The organism is Vibrio chagasii (assembly GCF_002954585.1).
GTDB classification, from domain to species: Bacteria; Pseudomonadota; Gammaproteobacteria; order Enterobacterales; family Vibrionaceae; genus Vibrio; species Vibrio chagasii_A.
This window is the reverse complement of sequence record NZ_MSCI01000001.1, coordinates 1190554-1211493: the sequence shown is the minus strand read 5'-3', so window position 1 is coordinate 1211493 and position 20940 is coordinate 1190554. Positions and strand designations below refer to the sequence as shown.

Genomic DNA, 20940 nt, shown 5'->3' with positions numbered 1-20940 from the left:
TGAATATCGTTGAAATAGGTTGAGTGGTTTGACCCCTAGGATATTCAACCAATTACTGAAGAGAATAATTTATAGATGCGTATAATGGCGGCTTTCGTTCTCAATATAATTGTGTTTTATGCTTGATAATCTTCGTATGGCCTTGAACGTATTGTTCGTGACCATTAATACTGCATTCACCGCATTGGCTGTGAGCCTGTTTGCCCTAATCAAACTTATTTTGCCAATCTCTGTCATTCAAAAATCATGCACTCGCTTAGCTAACTTCGCATTCTGGTGTTGGGCTTCTCTTAATTTGTGGATGTTGAACGCCAACAACGACATCGAATGGCAAGTGGAAGGGGGGGAAGATATTTCGACCAAGCAGTGGTATTTGATGATGTCTAACCACTTAAGCTGGGCAGATATTGTGATTTTGTCTTCGATCTTAAAAGACAAAATGCCGATGACGAAGTACTTCTTGAAACACGAATTGCTGTACGTACCATTTGTTGGCTTGGCATGCTGGGGCTTAGATATGCCATTCATGAGACGCCACTCTCGTGAGTTTCTATTACGTAACCCTGAACGCCGTAATGATGACTTCAATGCAATCAATAAAGCGTGTACCAAGTTCAAATTAGCACCGACAACATTGGTTAACTTTGTTGAAGGGACTCGTGCAAACCACGAGAAACTTGCGTCAGCGAAAACCCCTTACCGTCACTTACTGAAGCCGAAGACGGGTGGTGTGGCTTTTGCCTTATCTGCAATGGGGCCAATTTTGGATGGCATCGTGGATGTGACTTTAGCTTACCCTGAAAACCAAACCTCTCCGTTTGAAGATATGCTGAAAGGCAAGATGACTAAGGTCGTTGTGCGCATTAAATTGCATCCAATGGATGAGAACGTGAATGGTAACTACTTCGAAGATAAAGCATTTAAACGTCGCTTCCATAGCTGGTTAAACAACACTTGGAAAGAGAAAGATGCTTATCTTGATACGGTCTATGGGGTTGATAAGCCTTCTGAGGTAGAGACAGTTGATGAGGCTGATAAGCTTTATAAGAAACAAGAGCAGTAAGCTCAAACTGAACCAATAGTATTAAAAAAGCCGATAGCTCATTGAACTATCGGCTTTTTTATTGATTCGACTTTCTTAACCTTCAACAATCAAGTGAGTATTTACTATGGCTGAACCGATTGGTAGGCATCAATAATATGCTTCACTTGGCTAGGTTTACCTTGTTTCTCCTGCCCTTGATGGATACGCAAGTAGTGCTGCAGTGTTTTAGCTTTGTACTGCTGAGATACCTTAATCTGCTCATCGTTGTTTGGAGTCCAGATCTTGTCACCGACGTTTGAAATCTCGCTTACTGTCGAAGTATCTACTCTTTCACCTCGGTTATTGCTGACCAACAGAATCTCGTAGTAGCGGCGATTCTCCTCAATCAACACCTCATCAATCAGGCCGAACTTGAGCGATTTTAAGTGGCTTCTTAGCTCAAACTGCTGATGAACCGGGCAGAGTAAGAAGTCGATCGTTTTGTCTGGATGCTGGCGGTGAATATCGTCCACAAGCTTCTGTGTTAGATCGCCACCGACTCCTGCAATGATGACCAGGTGCTTTCCCGTGTGTTTTTCCAATGGGATTGCAGAGACATCCGTGCAATAGACTTGCCATTGGCTAGTGACTTTTTGTCGTGTCATCTCGCTTTGTGGAAAGTAACGCACCAGTTTGCTTTCTAGCTCGCTCATTAGGGACGGAACAATATCGACAAAGTGAATGTGGGGGGCTTTGTTATCCGCCAACAGTTGAACACCCAAGAAGCCATGATCACAGCAACAGTCCCAAATGTGTTGGTAGTCATTATTGACAAGGGAGTGGAGAGTTTGCAGTCGGTTACTTAGCTTCATAAGGTCCGTATCGTTGGAAAAGTGAGGTTGTCGTGTTGAACGCGCATTGTAATGACTTTCTATAAAAACAAAAGCACCGAGAGCGTGAACCCTAGGTGCTTTGTTTTCATCGGTATCCGAGTAAGGGATTTGCTAGGGCAACTTACGAAGCCTTTGCAACTGCCCTGATGTGGCCTTCAACTCGATTTTTTCCAAGTTGTTGAGCGATAAGCTTTGCTTGCTCCGCAAGTGCTAGGGCTGTATCTGGCTCGCCCTCTATTTGAGAAAAACCGATACTTACGCCTAAAGAGAGGCTGATGTCTGGGGTCACAATCGCTTTCTCTGCTACGCCGATTCGGCACTGGTCTAGTTGGAACTTGGCGTCGTTAGCGTCGTTTGCTTTGAATAATACCGCGAACTCTTTGCCTCCAACACGAGCAAGGCACAGCCCTTTAGGCTTCGGAAAGTACGAGCGCAATGCCTCAGCTGTTAGCTTGATCATCTTGTCACCCACGGCTTCACCATAAGCGCGGTTTAAGTGATCAAAATTATCGATATCGAGCAGAGCGATATAGGTTTCTGATTGGTTGGCGTAGTTTTCCAATGCAAGATTGAAGCTGCTCTTATTGTCCAGTTGCGTCATCAGGTCTTTGCTACTCAACTGGTGCTGAAGCAGTAAGTTGGACAGTGAGACTTCCGTGTAATCTCTGATCATGCGCAAGATATTCTGGCTAATAGGCAAGTTCGCATTCACATATAACACCGCAATTAACTGCTGACGTGAGTATAAAGGGAGGCAATAGTGGCGCTGGGTTATTTTGAGTTTACGGGCGAGTGGATCAGCGTCTTTACCGTTTCGATAAACCATAGCATTTGCGACAAAACGTTCTGAGAGCGCTTTGTCACAATGCACAGTTGATTTGTTCCCATGATAATCAAGCGTACTGAATGAGTGGTTCTCTGGTTGGTATAGGCAGAACTGAATACCTTTATGGTAGGTAAAGTTATCCAAAATAGACTTCAGTTTGCGTTTAAAGCTCGCAAGGTCTTCTACTTTATTGAGCTGAGATAAAGAGACATTTAAACGATAAGCCAGGTAGTTGGCACCAATCCACAGTAGAAGGAGCGAGCCAAGTACAACGCCTGTTAACGTAAATTGATGTGAGCTGGTTAAGATGTCATGACGATCGGTGCCCGCAATAAACACCCAGTTCAAGCTGTTGTCTGCATCAAATACCGATATTTTGAAGTTATCTTGATAGTAGTACTCATGCTTTCCGGCCAATTGCCCCTGTGAAAGCTGGTGGCTAATTCCTGCATGATAGCTAATCGACTTTGAGCCAATTCGTTTTGGATCTGGATGGAAAACGAGCCGTTCAGTTGCTTTATCTACAACAAATACATAGCCATTATTTAGCGTTTTTAAATCTCTTAAGCCTTGTGTGGTGTGCAGTAAATCAAACTCAATCCAGATTTCTTCGTTGAGCTTTTCTGCTGTGTGTTTAACCGCGAAAACCCATCGACCATCTGCTTTCTGGTAAACGGAAGAGATGTAGAAATCTTCAACAACACCGTCTATTGAATGCCATTGTATTGTGGCAATTTGCTCATTAGAAAGAGGAAGGCCACGGGTGGAGACGTAATGCTGGGAGTTAGGTTGGTATCGGATGATATCGGAGAAGTTTGGTGTTCTTTTTAGAATATTATCGCTGAGTTCACGAAATTTTTGGTCGCTAAAGTCGGTAGTATTGGGTAAGCCTAGGCTAGTTTCTAAGAAATAGAGTTTGCCGAATACGGCCTCGATGTTGGAACGAATAGTCGCGCTTGCGATGCGAATGTTTGATGCTGATTGGTTGGTTGCTGCGGTCTCTACTTTTTCTAATTGAGCTGCTGCGAGGTAAAGCATTCCTCCGGTTAATAAGATTGTGTATGGTTTAAAAAGCCGAATAAGTGTTTTAGGTAAAGCCATGATATCCAAAGACGTAATAGATTCATTTTTATAGTACGGCCATACTAAACAGTTTTATTAATCACATCAATGCAAATGATTCCATATAAAAGAATGAGTTTTGTGATATTCAGCTAACAAAAAAGCCAGTTAAAAACATAACTGGATCTTATGGATTTTGCTTTTTTATTGAGTGAGCTTAACCTTCACTTAACCCTGTTTTGTTTGGTGAGTAGTGCAAAATAGCCATCGATGTTGGAGATAACAACATTTCCCCTTCAGCGTGACCTGGTTTTACATTTCTCAGGTTGGTATCACATATCGTCACCCAGTTTTGTTCACGATCACTGGGTAAGCTGAAACGTGCTGGTGCATTGGTTTGGTTGATGAGGTAAATCAGTTCGTCGCCATCTTTACCTATACCAAGATGCAGTGCCACTGAACTTAAGCGGTTCCAATCATCATGCTCCATCAGCGTGCCATCAACACGGCTCCAGAAGATACGGTTAGAGTTACGTTTCTCGCCACTGAATGCCTTGATAAAAGGCACCATGTATTGCTGTCGTGCGGCGATCATCTCAGATAGCCAAGTTTTGAAGTAGGTCTTGCGCTCAGAATCTTCCCAGCTCAGCCAACTCGTCTCACTATCTTGGCAGTAAGCGTTATTGTTACCTTTTTGAGTATGGGATAACACGTCTGCTGTCAGAATGTGTGGAATACCGAAAGCAAACAGCAGGCTCGCCATGAAGTTGCGTTTCTGCTTTTCACGAGTCGCGATAACCAACAGGTTTTCGGTTTCACCCTCCACTCCGTAGTTTTCAGAGCGGTTGTCACCATGTCCATCACGGTTACTTTCTCCATTTTCTTCATTGTGCTTATGTTTGTACGAGACAAGGTCTTGCATGGTGAAGCCATCATGGTAAGTGATGTAGTTTACGGTGAGTTTGTATGGCCAGTGCGCCGCACTGTAGATATCGCGAGAGCCCATAAGGCGCGTTGCAAACTCTTTAAGGTAGCCTTGATCGCCGCGCCAGAAGCTACGTGTAATGTCTCTCAGTTTGTCGTTACATTCGTTCCAACCAAACGGAAAGTTACCCACTTGGTAGCCATTAGGGCCGATATCCCACGGTTCTGCAATTAATTTGGTCTCTTTAAGCACTGGATCTTGAGCTACCGCTTTAAAGAAAGCCGCCTCAGGGTTGTAGTTGTCTCCTTCGCGTCCCAATGTGGCTGCCAAGTCAAAACGGAAGCCATCGACTTGGAATTCACTTACCCAGTAACGAAGCGTGTCCATAACTAGGTTGAGTGCTGGCTGGTGGGTGAGGTCTACTGTATTTCCACAACCGGTGAAGTTTGCGTAATGACAGCCGTGTTTAATATACGTGCGGCTATCCAATGCTTTTAAGTTGAAGGTTGTTCCGCCTTCGCCACCTTCTGCTGTGTGGTTATACACCACATCTAAGATCACCTCGATACCATTGCGGTGCAGCTCACGAATAGCCGTTTTGAGTTCTGTGACGGCGTCTTTTTCTGCATAGCGAGGGTCTGGCACCATGAACAAATAAGGGTTGTAGCCCCAATAGTTCACTTTACCCATATCAAGCAGGTGTGGTTCGTGCATGCAGGCCGCAATGGGTAAAAGCTGTAGAGAGTTGATGTTTTGTTGCTTATAGAATGCAAGCATCTCTGGGCTCACTAACCCCAGATAACGGCCTTTAGTATTACTAGCTACTTCGGGGTGAAGTTGAGATAGACCTTTAACATGCGTTTCAAATAGAACCGTCTCTTCACGGCTAATGCGTGGTTTTTCGACGTCTTGCCAATCGAAGGCATCATCAACAACGACACACTTTGCCATCGCAAAGCTTTTCTCATTGCTATAAGGTGTGGCGTAGTGGAGCGGCTCGCTTATTGCTTTCGCATAAGGGTCAGAAAGTAATATTGGCCCATTATCTGTTTCTGCAATAAAACCGTATTTTTGCCCCGCCTTAATACCTTCGATAAATACATATCGAATATCAGCGTATTCATTGTCCAATTTATAAGTTGTGAATTCATCGTTCTCATCAAAAAGAGCGAGTGAGAGAGATTTACAGTCAGGAGAATAAATAGAGAAGTTGCAGCCAGTGTTACCTAGCGTTGCGCCTAGCGGATAAGGGCGATCGAGCGTTCTAGTCATTGCTTGATTTCTTGTTCGTTTATCAACATCAGTGAACTATTAGTAAAAGGCTTTGTCACAGTAAGGTCAAGCATCTTCACAGATTAATTACGGTTAAAAAAATAATTGATCGATGAAGTTCAAATTATATATTTGAAGTAGATCTCACTTATGCTGAATAATTAGATCTTCGTGCTGTCTACTCCTCCTAGATTAAGTGATCTACCTCTTTAAAACGCCATTCTGTATATTTTCTACTCCCCTCTAGTCCCCCTTAATTTAGTTGGGGGTGGAGGAAGTCAAACTTGTCATCCCCTCTTAATATTGACCCCGTTGAAACGAATCAGGGGAAACCCTAAACCTCTCTATCTTACGACTACCATAACTGCCTTTGGTTGCCGCAAGAGAGCAAAATATAAAAACCTAAAATAAATCGTCCTTAATGGAGTTAAGAATGAAAAAAGTAAGTTTGATTGCTGCTGCAGTGGCGACTACGCTAGCTGCTGGCTCTGCGTTCGCTGTTGACTTTAATGGTTACATGCGTGCTGGTACTGGTATCAGCGGCAACGGTAATGGTGATATCTCAGTTAACAAAAACGGTATTGGTCGTCTAGGTAACGAAAATGACAACTACTCTGAGTTTGGTTTGGCTGAAGAACTCAAAACTGGTGAGCAAACTTGGCGCGTTGAGTCAATGATTGCTTCTGGTGCTCCAGGCGCAAATGGTTGGGAAGATTCTGATTTTAACGTTGCTCAGTTCGCAGTTAAAGCGAAAGGTGTTCTATCTTTCGACCAAGAAGCGACTCTTTGGGCTGGTAAAACATACTACCAACGTAAAGATATCCATATCACTGACTTCTACTTCCTAAACACATCTGGTACTGGTGGTGGTGTTGAAAACATCTCAATCGGTGACCAAAAACTATCTGTTGCATTAATCCAAGATGGCGCGACTGATGATTCAACTGGCTACATCTTTGATGCTCGTCTAGCGAACATCGGCCTATGGCAAGATGCATCTCTAGAATTAGCACTAGCGTACAACTTCGCAACTGATTCAGATAACGCAAGCGAGTCTGCTGACGACGGCCTACTAGCTTCTGCAATTGTACATCAAGGAACAAGCAACGGTTTCCACCAAACAGTACTTCAGTACGGTACTAACGGTTACGGCGTACAAGCTGCAAACTTCTGGGGTTCTGGTTCTTACTACGCACGTGGTACTGAAGCATTCAACGAAGCATCTGGTTTCCGTCTAATTAACTGGGGTGTAATGAACCTTGGCGAATCTTGGGAAATGGGTCACCAACTAGCCTACCTAGCAGGTAGCGATATCGGTGGTCAAATTGGTGGCGACGGTGACGACTCTAATAAAGCGACAGGCAAAACTTTTGACATCGACCAGTACTCTGCTGTAGTTCGTCCAATGTACAAGTGGAACGACACAATGCGTACAGTATTTGAAGCTGGCTACAACGCTGGTGAGCGCATTGCTGACGGTGGTCTAGCGAAAGAAGACTTCGGTAACGCTAAATTCACAGTAGCTCAAGCTTGGGCTATGGGTGACAGCTTCTGGGCTCGTCCTGAAATCCGCGTTTACGGCTCTTACATCCTAGATACTGAAAACAAAGATGCATTCAACGGCGACGATACAGAATATGTATTCGGTATCCAAGCTGAAGCTTGGTGGTAAACACTTAGCTTAACCAATCCTAAACTGTCCTAATTCATAGCCGGCTCGCGTCGGCTATTTTTTTAAGGAATGTACGATTAAGTGGATCGTTCCCTAGGTGAATAGTTTTCTTTGTGGTAATTAAAGTTAGTAAATTTCTTAAAAAAAATAACAAGAAGGAAGAGTTATGTATTTTAAAGCTCTAATGTTGAGTGGCTGTGTTGCGTTGGCCGGTTGTCAATCTGCACAAGTTGTAGAGCAAGTGCAAGTGGCACAAGCTGAACAAGTTAACTCTCTTGCTGGTCTTCAATTTGCCCCGATGAAGCTTCCAAGCTCGGCAATTTTCGATGTAACACCAGACAGCCAAATTTTGAACTATCAGGATATAAACAGCCCTGTAGTAGCGATAGAGCTACCAGCGGATCGTGGTGAATACTCTATTAAGATCACAAGTATGATCGGCGACACCGCGTTTGTTCCTAATGCGGTTATTTATGATAAAAATGGTCGTGAGTTAGAGCGTTACGGTAAAGATAGCTTCGAATATGCGAAGCCTAGGCTGCATTTGGGCAACCGCCTTGTCGCAGAAAACGATTTTTACCCTCCGACAACCGCTGAGTCTGTTTACTTAGTTATCTACACAGAGCAAGAAGACCTTGATGGTTTTACTGATGTTATTCACCCTGCTCGTTTAGACGCGGAAGGCCGTGGTAACTACTTACCAGAAGTAGAAGATATTCCAGTTCCAAACTCAAACGTTGGTAAAATCGAAGTCGCTATTGATCGAGTTGGTTTCTTCTCGTTCGGTTCAAGCAGTGAATCTAACGCTAAGCCAGCGGCAGCCGCGAAGGTTGAAACAATTCAACCAGAGACACAAACTTACTACCATAATGCGATCAAAGCCGCTGTCGAAGCTGACAATATTCCAAAAGCTTTGGGTCTATTAGACGAAGCGAAAGCACTGGGCATTGAAGGCGCACAAGAAGTCTTTGTAAAAGCAGTTAATAAAAAGTAACTGATACAATTGCAAAGTCTGATTTAAGAGAAGGGACCCTAATAGGGTCCTTTTTTATTGCCAGCTATAAATGAAATATTCACATTGGTTGAAATCAATTAGCTCGAAACAAGCGATTTTATGAATGCTATCGAATCTCATGAACAGCAGATCTCATTAAATACAGAGCTTAGTGACGCTATACTCTGTAGCCCTATCACCATGATTAAATGGCTTTGCTCTCTATAAGCTCTCACTCTTCTCTATTGCATATACTTAATTCAAATACAGTGACTTAAGGTTATTTGGGCTGAAATTTGCAGTACAGGTGAAGAAGAGATGTTCTATCTAGAACGCAAGAGGTTAGTTCATCATTGAAGTTGAATGTGGCTCACGGATAGTAGAGAAGGCATTTTTAGGTTGGTGTTTGTTGGGGGCACAAAAAAGGGAGACTGACGTCTCCCAAAGGCTAGCTTTCGCTGGTTTTATTATCTGTTACTTAGCTTTGATCCTTTCAGACTTACTGCTTCGTGACCGAAACAACTGGACCATCTACGTCGTCATCCAGCTCGTGAATCGCATTCAAGGTGAATGTGTCGGTTCCAGCTTCAGTTACGTTTAGTTGGCAATTACCACCAGTTCCTAGGTCGATTGATCCATCAGCAAGCTCAACTGAATTACAACCAAGGTCTAGTTGATCCCAAGTAGGCCCGCTAAACTTGAACCCATACTCATCTTGTTCCAAAGTCTTGGTTATAGAGTAAACGCCGTTGCTGATAAAGCTCATCGCCCAATCGTCAACAGGCGTCCAACCATTCATAGAGCCACGCACATAAACGGTTGTTTGACCGTATGGAGGAATGCTAGATACATCCTTGTCTGAGTTATCAACTGGCAAACCAGCGCCTTGCGCACCGTTTTGTGCTTGTACAAACACAGCTGTTGTTAGTGCTGGAACTGTGAATGATTCATTAGCAAAGCTTGCGCCTTTCACTATGTCATCCGCTGAGTTTTGTTGAACATCGTGAAGCGCAAAGTCTGTTGTTCCGGCGATCTTGAACGTTTGAGACTCATTGGTTGAGTTTACAACTGCGACAATGGCGTCATTAGCGGGATCAAGGTCTTCGCCTGTGGATACACCATCATCGATAGACATCACGATTAGGCCTTCGACTTGGTCTTCGCCAACGTTACGGAAATCGACTCGCTTCATGACTTCGTCAGCTGTATCTAAGCGGAAAAGCTCACTTGAGCTGCGGATCTTTAATAGTTCTAGGAATTGCTGCTTAGTTAACTCGATGTCGTCTACGTCTGGTTTTGTCGTTGGGTCAGCAATGATGGTTTTGATCAGATCCCAGTTTGCTCCATCTTTGTCTTCACGAGGCAAGCCGACATTCCAGTTGCTGTCAGACCCATCGAAGAAAACACGGTTGTACCAGTCTCCAGAATCGTAAGAGTCACGCTGCATAGACTTCGAGCGAAGCAGTTCCGAACCCATATGGATGAATGGTATGCCTTGGCCCAACATCACGGTAGAAAGCGATACCGACTGCATGCGAGCACGTTCTGCAGAACTAGTGCCAGTTGCGATTTTGTATGCGTTGTTGTCCCAAAGTGTTTGGTTGTCGTGTTTTGATACGTAAGAGATGTTCTCTGAAGGCATCTTAGTGTAACCCGCAGGTGCGCCATTGTAGTCGACGTTTTTACCCAGTTTGGTATCACCTTTGTAATCAATTAGCACGTATTCAGCGAGGTTACCTGCCATCCCTAAGCGAACAAGGTCTTGGTTGTGCAAACGACCGTTGATGGAGTCTTGATCTGTCTTGGTTTCTTCATTGGTGATAGCTGCGTTACCGAAGCCTTGATTAAAGCGAAGCGGGTGATTCCCTTCTGAGTCAACACCGCCATCGAACGGGCTACCACCACGAACAGCATCACGCAAACGGTCTGAGAATGTGCCGATTTCTGTGCCTGCCATGTTGATTTGGTTTGCTTGGTCGAAGCGAGCGTTGTTGGCGACTTCACCAAAATCCCAACCTTCCCCGTAGAACAGGGTATTCGGGTCAATTTTACGCACTTCTTCCAGTGCTTCGACCATCACGTCTTTTGGCTGGTGGCCCATTAAGTCAAAACGGAAACCGTCGATCTTGTAATCATCAGCCCACACCTTGAGCGAGTCGACCATTAACTTACCCATCATTAGGTTTTCTGTCGCAGTGTTGTCACAACAGGTTGAGTTTTCCACGCCGCCAGTATTTACATTAAGTCGGTGGTAATACCCAGGGACGATCTTATCCAGTACGGATTTATCATTCACGCCAGATGCATTGGTGTGGTTGTATACCACGTCCATGATCAACTTAAGATCCATGTCGTGCGTGGCCTTAACCATTTGACGGAACTCTAGAATACGCTTAGATCCGTTTGGATCCGTCGCGTAGCTTCCCTCAGGCACGGTGTAATGGAATGGGTCGTAACCCCAGTTGAAGCTGTCGAGCATTCGTAAGTCGTTCATTAACGCTTGTGCGTCGCCTGTGGAAGGGTCATAGCCGTCGAGTACATCCTCAATCGTTCGGTTTTCATCTTCATTACCACATAAGGTAGCGGCAGGTTTTACATCACACAGCTTACCAACGGTATCGGTAATATCGACACGGCTTGCTTCATCTTCATCCACGGTAGCGATATCGAAAGCTGGCAAGATATGCAGAGTTGTCAAACCGGCATCTTTCAGAGCTTGCAGGTGTTTGACGGACTCACGATCCGCTTCCGTAAGCGCAAGGTATTTTCCGTTCAGGCTTGTGGTGCCTAACTTGTCGCTGAAACTAAAATCACGTAGATGTGATTCGTAGAGAACGTGGTCTTCGTCTTTCTCGACGGTAGGACGAACGTAGCCGGTCCAGCCATCAGGCATCAAGGATGCATCATCAAGGTCAATGACTTGAGAGTATGCCGAGTTCTTCGACAAGCTGAGAGAGTAAGGGTCTGTCACAAGGCGATTTTCTATTTTGCCAGTGGTTGGGTGGTAAACCTTCACTTGGTAGCGGTAGTATTGGTTCACTGCGTTTGACACTGCTTCTGTCGCCCAAATCCCCGTTTCAGTATGCTCTGTCATAGGTATGACTTGTGAGCTTTGTAGGTATTCGCTGTATAGAACGAGTTCAACATCTTGCGCAGTAGGAGCCCAAAGTTTAAAGGTTGTAGAGTCACCATCTACTATCGCCCCCAATGGTTCACTGATGGCATTACCTGCATCTTCGCTAGCAAACACCGCATCAAGCACACCAGGCTTTTGAACCTCGGTTGAAGAGATAACATCGCCATCGGCATTGTAAGCTACGACAACGATCTGAGATTTTAAAATGGTGCGTAGCGTGCTGTTATCCACGTCAATCGCGACCGCAGGTAAGCTGGCTAAGTGACGGAAACGTGCTTTGAGTTCTGAGGATAGTTCGCCATCTTTTACTAGCTCAATCGCAGTACCACCAATGATCTCTTTGTCATCATTCATTGAGATGCTGTTATCCAATGCATAGAAGAGTTTTAAAGAATCTGCATTGCTGGCCGCTTCCCAACCTATGGTCGTTGCATCAAGCCAATGTGCTTTTTGACCATCAATATTCACTGGTCGTTCTGAGATAGGCTCGTAGTACAACTCGCTGCTGCCATGGAAACCAAACACACCTTGAGATTCACCGAGTTTATCTAGCTCAACTTTTGAGTTCGCGCTACCAAAGGCTTTTTCATCACCATTGTGTAAGATGAAGTTCATACACTTATGTGGGTCAGCGGCATCGGGATCGACTTTCAATACATAGTAGGCGCCGTAAGTATCGCTAATGCCGTCGTATTCGTAAGGACTGTTCCAATCGGTTCCAGTCTCACTCAACCCCATTCCGACTAAATCGGTACTGGTACAGCCTTCACCATTCCACAGGTGCAGTCCCCAGCCGTCATAAGTCGACCCAGAAGTGCTCGCTGCGGCAACATCACGTTTGTAGTAGATAACCACTTCGTTTTCTGCTGCAGGATATAGACCACTGCTGCCAGTGTCAGTACCGTTGTCGCTGTTATTATCACTGCCACAACCTGCGATTAAAGTAGCGGTGAAAAGAGGTAAAATCGCTTTGGTTAAGGTCGACTTCTTGAAGCTTCTTTTCTTTGTATTGTTAAAGGTATTTCGTAGAGTTAAACATTGATTAATATTTATATTGTTCACGTTTCGATATCCATATTTCACTTTTTATGAAGATGAATATCCTAGTCTTAACGGTGGTCAACTATTTGTGATGTCTATATGTAAAGTTGTTTTTAATAAGTAAAAATAAAAAACCTAGTGTCGATATCACGATTTGTACTTGGTTTATGTAGATTTACTTGGATCAAGAACTCATATATTTAATATCAATAGGATAGGGCGAAGCGGCCGGGCGTAGAGAATAAGGATGAGAGCTCATCCTTATAAATGTGAGGAAGATATCGAAATGTTTGGGTGTTAATTTAACTTGGGAATTAAGTTAATTATCAATTATCCTAATTTTTTTCTATATAATATCGACAAGGGTTTTAATTATTTAATGGTAATACCCAAACCAAGGATGCCAGCGGTTTTAATTCAATATTGAAGCAGCCAACTCCTTCCTCCACACGTAATTCTTGTGGCTGGATAGATTCGATATGTTCATTAAGCAAGTAACCACCATCCGCAACTTTGATTACTTGGATTACATCACGTGGAATAACCAAGCAAACACACTCTGTAGTGTGCTGGCTGAAATTCGCAGCAACTATTGTCAGCTCTTGGTCGTCATAGCGTAGAAATGCGTAAACCGAATCACTCAAATTATTGCTTTGGTGTAAGTCTCGGTAATGTCCTGTCATTGAAGAGTGCTCGAGCGAAAAGTTCATCACCTTCTGATAAAAGTGACGTAGTTGCTTTTCGTTATCGTTTAATAGCCCGCCATCGAATGCGTCGTGGTTCATCCATTTTTGATGCTGTGGGACACCGACGTAATCGAAGATGGATGTACGAGAGGGTTGCCCAAAACCTGCGTGCTCCGCGCCCGGTTCGCCGACTTCTTGTCCGAAGTAAATCATCGTTGGTGAACTGCTCAATAAGGTGCTGACGAGCATTGCAGGTTTGGCAATATTTGGGTCACCTACAAATTCAGGAGACGCGATACGCTGTTCATCATGGTTATCTAAGAAGTGCAGCATGTGGTGTTCGATGTCCATCATTTGATTCTGAATCTCGGGAATGATGGCTGTTGAAGCTTTACCCTGCATAACAGATTTAAGTCCATCGTATAGGTCTACTTTGTCGTATAGATAGTCCATTTTTCCTAAGTGAATGTAGTCGCGGTATAAGTCTGGCTGATATACCTCTGCCATAAGAAAGGCATCGGGGTTTTGCATTTTTATTGATGAGTTGAGATAGCTCCAGAACTCGACTGGTACCATTTCAGCCATATCGTAACGAAACCCATCGACGCCTTTATCTAACCAGAACAAGGCGATGTCTCTGAACTTAACCCAAGAGTTAGGCACATCGATGAATTTCCAGAAATCGAAGTGTTCTCGGCAATCACGTTGAGCATAGTTACTCGGTAATTCAGGGAAGTCCTTTGAACCGTCAGGGCGCACACCGTAATTGATCTTCACAGTTTCATACCAATCGTCGAAGTTGGGTTTAGCTAGGCGTGAGCCATTACCAGTCCATTTAGCGGGCATTTCGACAAATGGAGAGTTTAGGGCTAGATGTTGTTCACCACCAAGTGGAGTAAAGTCAGGCTCGATATTCGGAAGCTCAAAGGGGGTGTTGGGGATGTAGTAGAAGTTATTGTTTCTGTGGTATTCGAGTGTAGTGTCATCGTGAGCACCAAAGTCACTTACGCCTTGTGGATTGTTTAACCCTTTGTAGTGACGTGCAACATGATTAGGGACGATATCGATGATCACCTTTAAGCCGTGGTCGTGGCTTCTTTTAATTAGCGCCTCAAACTCCTCTAGTCGCTGCTCGGGATTATCAGCGAGATCAGGGTTAACAGAGTAGTAATCTTTTACGGCATAAGGAGAGCCCGCACGGCCTTTTACCACGCTCGGGTGATCGTCTGAAATACCAATGTATTTGTAGTCATTGATTAACGCGTGGTGAGGAACTTCGGTATACCAAATGTGAGTCATTCCAAGCTTGCGAATTTCAGACAGCGCTTTGTCTGTAAAATCACTGAATTTACCAACGCCATTTTGTTCAATGGTGCCCCACGGGACATGTTGGGTGTCTTTATTGCCAAATAAACGCGTAAAAACTTGGTAGATGGCGTACTTTTGGTTGTACATATTTATAATTCCTTTAACTTCCATCATGTTATGTAGGGATGAAAGGGCTTGTTTATTTTTTGCAGGCTAATCGAATTACAATACGCCTTACTCATCCTTATCAAAATCTACAGGTCGTAATTGCCACAGTATGTGAGCTGTTACCCAAAAGGAGTTGATGTTGTCTTCATCTGTTCAGATCGCTATCACCTATTTGGTTCTGGTGGCGGTGTCTGCGTTGTTTGCGGAAAGTTCTAAAGTAATGCTGGCGTGGTATTTAGTTATCGGTGTCGTGACGTTTTTTGTGTACGCAAAAGACAAGCGAGCCGCGATTCATGGTAATTGGCGTGTGCCAGAGAAAACCCTGCACATCTTTTCGGTAGCTGGTGGTTGGTTAGGGGCTTTGATCGCACAAGATAAGCTGCGTCATAAAACACAAAAACAGCCGTTCAGAGCGATTTATTGGTCGACAGTGGTCATCAATGTAGCGGCGTTTGCCTGGACGTTAACGCCTAACGGGCAGGCGATGTTTGGTCGTTGGCTTGGTGAACTTGTGGGGTATTTATAACGAGAATAACGGTTAGCAGCGGAGTACTAACCGTTAAAATATAGAAGTTATTCGATTAGAGCATCGGAATGGTCGATGCTAACAGCAAGCCCGCCATACCATAGTTGAAGCTTTTGATGCGGACTGGCGTTGTTAGCCAGTGTTGTAGCTGCTTGCCTGCTGCTGTCCAGAAGGTCACCGATGGCAGGTTAGCTAGCGTAAAAACGGCTGCGATGATTGCAAGTTCCCACCATGAACTGCCACTGCTATAAACAGAAATGGCTGTCAGTGCCATTGACCAACCTTTCGGGTTAACCCATTGAAAACTTGCCGCGCCGATGAAGGTCATCGGTTTATAAGCTTCAGTGCTTTTCGCTTTTCCACTCTTGGCTATTTTAATTGCGAGGTACACCAAGTAAGCAAGGCTCAGGTATTTCAATACTTGGTGAGTCACCGGATAGGCGTTGAAAACCCCCATTAAACCAAAGCCAACCAATAGCAACATAGCAGCAAAACCTAGAGCAATGCCAAACATGTGTGGAATGGTGCGGGCAAAGCCAACATTGGCACCAGAAGTCATGAGCATGATGTTATTTGGACCCGGCGTGAAGGTCGAGACAAACGCAAACAAGGCAAGTGCGCTAAGTTGTTCTAAAGGCATAATGGTTCTCCAGCAATAAAATGAACGAAGTGACTGACCGGTCATGACTTTCACGTGTTGAGAAACATAGTAGGTGGAAAGTGAGGCAATTATGTGCTTTTATTTCCTCTATTATCACTAAATGCACAATAATAAGTACTTATGGATAGATTTGACGAAAGGATATTGCAAGAGCTTAAGTTGGACGGCAGAATCTCCAACATTGAGCTCTCAGAGCGAATTGGTTTATCGGCTTCAGCGACGTTAAGGCGTGTACAAGATCTTGAGCGCAAAGGTATCATTCAAGGTTATCGTGCGGTTCTAGATAACGGCTTAATGGGCGTGGGTTTTATCGCCTATGTTTCAATTGGTTTATCAAGCCACAAAAAATCTGCTCAATTGGAGTTTGAAGAGCACGTCGCTATGGAGAAAGAGGTGGTCGAGTGTCACAACATCACCGGTGCCAATGAGTACTTGTTGCGAGTCGAGACTAAAGACTTGCAGAGCTATAAGAAGTTTCATGCCGATGTGCTAGGGGAGTGTGCTCAGGTTCAATCCATCACAACCATGGTAGTGATGGACACTCCTAAAGATGAACGTTAATCGAGCTTAAATATCAGGAGCGGCACAGTGCCCAATACCAATCAGTTGTTATTGTTCTTAGATGTGGTTCAACAAGGGTCGTTTACTAAAGCGGCAACCTTGCACGATATGGACAATTCCTCACTCTCTAAACAGATCAAAAAGCTTGAGCAAGACTTAGGTGTTCAGTTACTCAACCGTTCTACTCGTTCGTTTTCTTTGACGTCAGCTGGGGAAGATATTCTTGCGCAAACCTATGTGTTGAAAGACACCATTAATCAGATTCAAGGCATTGCTGATTCGTATCAGTCTGAGCCTAAAGGTGTGCTGCGAATTACGTCGCCCATCTATTTTGGTCAGCAATACCTGCAACCTATCATCACGCAGTTCATGAGAAAGTACCCAGATGTACAGATCGTACTTTCACTAGACGACAAGATCGCTAATATCATTGCTGGGCAGTTTGATATCGCGTTTCGTTTCAGTAAGTTGGTGGAATCAAATCTAATTGCGAAGAAGATAGCCGACAGTAACTTCATGCTGGTCGCCTCGAAAGACTTTGTGAAGCGGCATGGTAAGCCGAAAACGCCACAAGATCTGTTGTCTCTGCCTGCGGTGATTTATACCAACGGTGATATGACGGTGGATCATCTGCGTATCAGTGAAGAGCCGCATGGCAACACTTTCCAGAGCCTGACGATTCGTGGTAACTACAAGGTGAGTGATGTTCGTACTATGGTGTCTTGTGTGAAAGATGGCTTAGGTTATGGCTTCCTTGATCAATCAAACCTGTACGCATCGATGAAAGAGTTAGGCTTGGTGACACTGCTTCCTGATTACGCCATCTCAACAGTGGATACCGCCATTTACGCTGTCTACCCACACCGTAAGCAGACCAAGCTAGTAAAAGAGTTCATCACCTCAGTGCAAGATTATATTGGGTCACCAACGATTTGGGAGAAGATGCAGCAAGGTTAGCGGTTTCTCTGCCATATCAAATCAAAAAAGAAGCCAGAACGTCACACGAACTGGCTTCTTTTTACTTTTCTAGCGCTCACTAATTTACAATGTAAAGTTCAGCTATAGCTAGCGTGAGCTGCTATTATTCCACAAAGAGTACGTCTTCAATCGCAGTTAGTGCTCGTGAATCACCTCATTACCACTTGGGTAAGCTTTTGTACCCAAGTGGTCATCAATTTCTACTTCTTGATCGACGATCAGTGCCCGTTTCATAGATCTTAATATTTTATGTTCGAGTGACGTTGTCACTCTTGGTGGGGGATGCATCACCGCTGCATTCAGGTACAGGTCTTTAACCATGGGTTTCTGGTGAGCGGTTGAGCCTTATTTGATGAAAGGCAAGCTAGAGATAACAATCTTTATTGAAGCAAGATCACACGATTTATGGAGTGCGTACGGATTAGTCTTTGCAGACTTCTTATCGTTATGTATTCCTGAGATACTGAACCGAGTTTAAGGCGGAGCGTGTAGAGACTGCGTCTCTTGTCACCATCAGGGCTAATAGCCTCAGAAATTAACTACTCAATATAGTCTGCTTGTGGTCGATATAGGGTAGAACGAAACCGAATTAGGTTAAACATTCTATGAGTACAATGGGAATCGCAATTGGTGCGACTGCTCTTTCGTTAATACTTATTGTCGTGTGGCTGATTTCTTTATCACTGAGAAAACAGCGCTTGGAACAAGAGCGTAAAGCGCGTGCTGTTGCTTACCGAAAGGCGATTGAAAAAGCACGTATCCAAGAGCAAAAAGAGCGCCACTTTAAAGCAGAAACCGGGCATGTCCCGTCGATTCTATTTTTGGCGAAAGAGGCGGAGCGTAACAATATTAAGGAAGCGTTATATTGGTACGATAAAGCAGCACATTTGGATAACGTCAACGGTATGTACGGTATTGTTCGCATAAGTATGAAGCGCAAAGAAGACCTGATCTTAAGAGAACAAGCTAACTTTTGGCAGCTTGCGATCGCAGCCTTAGACAACGACATGTCGGCGAAGTTTGAGATGGGCAAAGCGCTGGTTCATGGGCGCGGGACCGTAAAGAACATTCCCAAGGGTTACACCTATATTGAGGAATCTGCCGCTGGTGGTAATACCGAAGCGATGCTGTTCATGGGTGATTGGTGCTTAGATAAAGAAAACCCAGACTGCTCTGCAGAAAGCTCTGTTGATTGGTATCGCAAAGCGGCAGAGAAAAACAATCTAGACGGCAAAATCAAACTCGGTATGAGTTACTTAAATGGCGTCGGCGTAGAACCAAATCATGGTGAGGCTGTGTACTGGTTTGAAACTGCAGCAGAAAAGAACAGTGCAGAGGCGATGTTTAGAGCCGGTGAGGCATGGATAGACCATGGTGACAACGGTAATGCGATTGCTTATATCTGGCTATTCCTATCTGCTCACTTTGGCTATTCAGAAGCTAAGCAGCAGCGAGATAAAGTAGGTGGTGAGCTGGGTGTCGATGCGGTTGTGGGCTTACAAGCGCTGACTAAACCGATCATGACGAAGCTTACCCAACAAGCGATCACCAAGCATTCAATAATCAAAGCGCTCAATAAGCTTTACAAACGCAATGTACCGATTCCAAAGAAAGTGAAAGAAGCGTCTGATGAAGAGGGTGAGTCATCAAATGTAGAGGCTAGCCATCTAGAAACGTCGCTATCGAATACACAAGAAGCGAACATCGATTACAGCCCGCAATCGAATACAGAGCAAGCACCAATAGAGAAGCAAGCCAATCAGACTAGTGACCCTCTAGACTTTAGTCAGTCTAATTGGAGCAGAAGCTAGTTAGTGGTGTTCACTGGATTATCCATGGGACCATGTTATCCATCGTGATAAGTTAATACAGCTTGAGTGGATATAATGAAATTCAGACAACAAAAAAGGGAAGCCGATGCTTCCCTTTTTCTTTATATAGCTTTGGCTTACGAGCGAATAAAGGCTAATTAAGCTTTGTTCTGCTCAGCTTTACATACTGCAGCTGTGAACACTACGTCTGTCGAGCTGTTAAGCGCAGTTTCAGCAGAGTCTTGAATCACACCGATGATGAAACCTACCGCTACTACCTGCATCGCAATATCGTTTGAGATACCGAATAGACCACATGCAAGAGGGATAAGCAGCAGTGAGCCACCCGCAACACCAGATGCGCCACATGCAGATACCGCAGCAACAAGGCTTAGTAGGATTGCAGTGAAGATATCAATCTCAATACCCATGGTGTGTACAGCAGCCAGCGTTAACACAGTGATAGTGATTGCAGCACCAGCCATGTTGATGGTTGCACCTAGTGGGATAGATACAGAGTAAGTGTCTTCGTCTAAGTTTAATTTCTTACAAAGGTTCATGTTTACTGGGATGTTCGCAGCACTTGAACGAGTGAAGAATGCAGTTACACCTGATTCACGAATACATTGGAATACTAGAGGGTATGGGTTCTGCTTTGTTTTAACGAAAACAAGCAGTGGGTTAACCACTAGAGCAATGATTAGCATTGAACCTAGTAGTACCGCTAGAAGTTGACCGTAGCTTGCTAGCGCCTCAAAACCAGTGGTTGCGAAAGTCGCTGAAACTAGACCGAAGATACCAAATGGCGCTAGGCGAATGATGAAGCGAACAATGTGTGAAACACTGTGGCTTAGATCTTCGAAAACCGCTTTTGTTGTTGCAGATGCGTGGTGCAGAGCAAGACCAAGACCGATAGCCCAAGCAAGAATACCGATGTAGTTTGCGTTCATTAGCGCGCTTACTGGGTTGTCTACAAGTTTAAATAGAAGCGTGTGAAGTACTTCACCGATACCTTGAGGAGGAGTAGCACCTTCTGCGCCAGCAACCAGTGTCAAGGTGGTTGGGAACATGAAGCTCAGTACTACTGCTGTCAGTGCTGCAGAGAAGGTACCAATCAAGTATAGCACGATGATTGGACGCATATGAGTATGCTGACCTTTCTTTTGGTTTGCGATAGAAGCTGCAACAAGAATGAATACTAAAATTGGGGCAACAGCTTTCAGAGCGCCAACAAACAGACTACCTAATAGGCCTGCGTCTTGAGCTGCTGAAGGAGAAACCATGGCGAGAACGACACCGAAAACAATACCAGCAAGGATCTGTAGGACAAGATTCCCACGAGCGATGCGGGCGAGCATGTTGTGATTTTGCATAAAATACCTGCAATTGTTAATTT

14 protein-coding genes are annotated in these 20940 nt (G+C 44.4%); 7 read left to right on the top strand and 7 right to left on the bottom strand.

Annotated features, from left to right (window positions below):
* The first annotated feature begins 118 nt into the window (after positions 1–118).
* Positions 119–1063 (top strand): acyltransferase, encoded by a 945-nt coding sequence (locus BTO10_RS05670; protein WP_004740406.1) that lies wholly within the window; start codon positions 119–121, stop codon positions 1061–1063.
* A gap of 104 nt (positions 1064–1167) precedes the next feature.
* Here the strand turns inward: BTO10_RS05670 and BTO10_RS05665 are convergent, their stop codons facing one another.
* The 3 genes from BTO10_RS05665 to glgX form a co-directional block, all read right to left on the bottom strand.
* The gene (locus BTO10_RS05665; RefSeq protein WP_105023875.1) at positions 1168–1896 is read right to left on the bottom strand and encodes a tRNA (adenine(22)-N(1))-methyltransferase; all 729 of its coding nucleotides are present in this window, start codon (positions 1894–1896) and stop codon (positions 1168–1170) included.
* Positions 1897–2038: 142 nt separating this feature from the next.
* Complete coding sequence (locus BTO10_RS05660) at positions 2039–3781, bottom strand: sensor domain-containing diguanylate cyclase (protein WP_105023874.1); 1743 nt, start codon at positions 3779–3781, stop codon at positions 2039–2041.
* Positions 3782–4022: 241 nt separating this feature from the next.
* A complete protein-coding gene (gene glgX, locus BTO10_RS05655; RefSeq protein WP_105023873.1) occupies positions 4023–6002 on the bottom strand; it encodes a glycogen debranching protein GlgX in 1980 nt (659 codons plus the stop codon).
* Positions 6003–6435: 433 nt separating this feature from the next.
* On the opposite strand from glgX, the gene lamB reads away from it, so the two are divergent.
* Complete coding sequence (gene lamB / locus BTO10_RS05650; RefSeq protein ID WP_164880372.1) at positions 6436–7674, top strand: maltoporin LamB; 1239 nt, start codon at positions 6436–6438, stop codon at positions 7672–7674.
* 166 nt (positions 7675–7840) lie between these two features.
* Positions 7841–8668, top strand: coding sequence for a MalM family protein (locus tag BTO10_RS05645; protein WP_105023871.1), 828 nt, complete (start codon positions 7841–7843; stop codon positions 8666–8668).
* Between the two features lie 499 nt (positions 8669–9167).
* Here BTO10_RS05645 and pulA read toward each other — a convergent pair whose 3' ends face one another.
* Both pulA and BTO10_RS05635 read right to left on the bottom strand, forming a co-directional pair.
* On the bottom strand, positions 9168–12866 hold the full coding sequence (gene pulA, locus BTO10_RS05640) for a pullulanase-type alpha-1,6-glucosidase (RefSeq protein ID WP_105023870.1): 3699 nt from the start codon (positions 12864–12866) through the stop codon (positions 9168–9170).
* A gap of 347 nt (positions 12867–13213) precedes the next feature.
* On the bottom strand, positions 13214–14986 hold the full coding sequence (locus BTO10_RS05635; protein WP_105023869.1) for an alpha-amylase family protein: 1773 nt from the start codon (positions 14984–14986) through the stop codon (positions 13214–13216).
* Between the two features lie 157 nt (positions 14987–15143).
* On the opposite strand from BTO10_RS05635, the gene BTO10_RS05630 reads away from it, so the two are divergent.
* The gene (locus tag BTO10_RS05630) at positions 15144–15533 is read left to right on the top strand and encodes a DUF1294 domain-containing protein (protein ID WP_105023868.1); all 390 of its coding nucleotides are present in this window, start codon (positions 15144–15146) and stop codon (positions 15531–15533) included.
* 55 nt (positions 15534–15588) lie between these two features.
* Here BTO10_RS05630 and BTO10_RS05625 read toward each other — a convergent pair whose 3' ends face one another.
* On the bottom strand, positions 15589–16173 hold the full coding sequence (locus BTO10_RS05625) for a LysE family translocator (protein WP_105023867.1): 585 nt from the start codon (positions 16171–16173) through the stop codon (positions 15589–15591).
* Between the two features lie 141 nt (positions 16174–16314).
* Between BTO10_RS05625 and BTO10_RS05620 the strand changes: the two genes are divergently transcribed.
* The 3 genes from BTO10_RS05620 to BTO10_RS05610 all read left to right on the top strand — a co-directional run bounded on the left by BTO10_RS05620 (position 16315) and on the right by BTO10_RS05610 (position 19544).
* The gene (locus BTO10_RS05620) at positions 16315–16755 is read left to right on the top strand and encodes an Lrp/AsnC family transcriptional regulator (protein WP_004740425.1); all 441 of its coding nucleotides are present in this window, start codon (positions 16315–16317) and stop codon (positions 16753–16755) included.
* A 27-nt stretch (positions 16756–16782) separates the two neighbouring features.
* The gene (locus tag BTO10_RS05615) at positions 16783–17712 is read left to right on the top strand and encodes a LysR family transcriptional regulator (protein WP_105023866.1); all 930 of its coding nucleotides are present in this window, start codon (positions 16783–16785) and stop codon (positions 17710–17712) included.
* A 626-nt stretch (positions 17713–18338) separates the two neighbouring features.
* Positions 18339–19544 (top strand): tetratricopeptide repeat protein, encoded by a 1206-nt coding sequence (locus BTO10_RS05610; RefSeq protein WP_105023865.1) that lies wholly within the window; start codon positions 18339–18341, stop codon positions 19542–19544.
* 158 nt (positions 19545–19702) lie between these two features.
* Here BTO10_RS05610 and sstT read toward each other — a convergent pair whose 3' ends face one another.
* The gene (sstT, locus tag BTO10_RS05605; protein WP_105023864.1) at positions 19703–20917 is read right to left on the bottom strand and encodes a serine/threonine transporter SstT; all 1215 of its coding nucleotides are present in this window, start codon (positions 20915–20917) and stop codon (positions 19703–19705) included.
* Between the last annotated feature and the right edge of the window lie 23 nt (positions 20918–20940).

What these genes read in the sequence shown, in the direction of transcription:
- BTO10_RS05670 (WP_004740406.1), top strand. Translation starts at nt 119, where the DNA reads ATGCTTGATAATCTTCGTATGGCCTTGAACGTATTGTTCGTGACCATT.
- BTO10_RS05665 (WP_105023875.1), bottom strand. Translation starts at nt 1,896, where the DNA reads ATGAAGCTAAGTAACCGACTGCAAACTCTCCACTCCCTTGTCAATAAT.
- BTO10_RS05660 (WP_105023874.1), bottom strand. Translation starts at nt 3,781, where the DNA reads ATGCTTTACCTCGCAGCAGCTCAATTAGAAAAAGTAGAGACCGCAGCA.
- glgX (WP_105023873.1), bottom strand. Translation starts at nt 6,002, where the DNA reads ATGACTAGAACGCTCGATCGCCCTTATCCGCTAGGCGCAACGCTAGGT.
- lamB (WP_164880372.1), top strand. Translation starts at nt 6,436, where the DNA reads ATGAAAAAAGTAAGTTTGATTGCTGCTGCAGTGGCGACTACGCTAGCT.
- BTO10_RS05645 (WP_105023871.1), top strand. Translation starts at nt 7,841, where the DNA reads ATGTATTTTAAAGCTCTAATGTTGAGTGGCTGTGTTGCGTTGGCCGGT.
- BTO10_RS05635 (WP_105023869.1), bottom strand. Translation starts at nt 14,986, where the DNA reads ATGTACAACCAAAAGTACGCCATCTACCAAGTTTTTACGCGTTTATTT.
- BTO10_RS05630 (WP_105023868.1), top strand. Translation starts at nt 15,144, where the DNA reads ATGTTGTCTTCATCTGTTCAGATCGCTATCACCTATTTGGTTCTGGTG.
- BTO10_RS05625 (WP_105023867.1), bottom strand. Translation starts at nt 16,173, where the DNA reads ATGCCTTTAGAACAACTTAGCGCACTTGCCTTGTTTGCGTTTGTCTCG.
- BTO10_RS05620 (WP_004740425.1), top strand. Translation starts at nt 16,315, where the DNA reads ATGGATAGATTTGACGAAAGGATATTGCAAGAGCTTAAGTTGGACGGC.
- BTO10_RS05610 (WP_105023865.1), top strand. Translation starts at nt 18,339, where the DNA reads ATGAGTACAATGGGAATCGCAATTGGTGCGACTGCTCTTTCGTTAATA.
- sstT (WP_105023864.1), bottom strand. Translation starts at nt 20,917, where the DNA reads ATGCAAAATCACAACATGCTCGCCCGCATCGCTCGTGGGAATCTTGTC.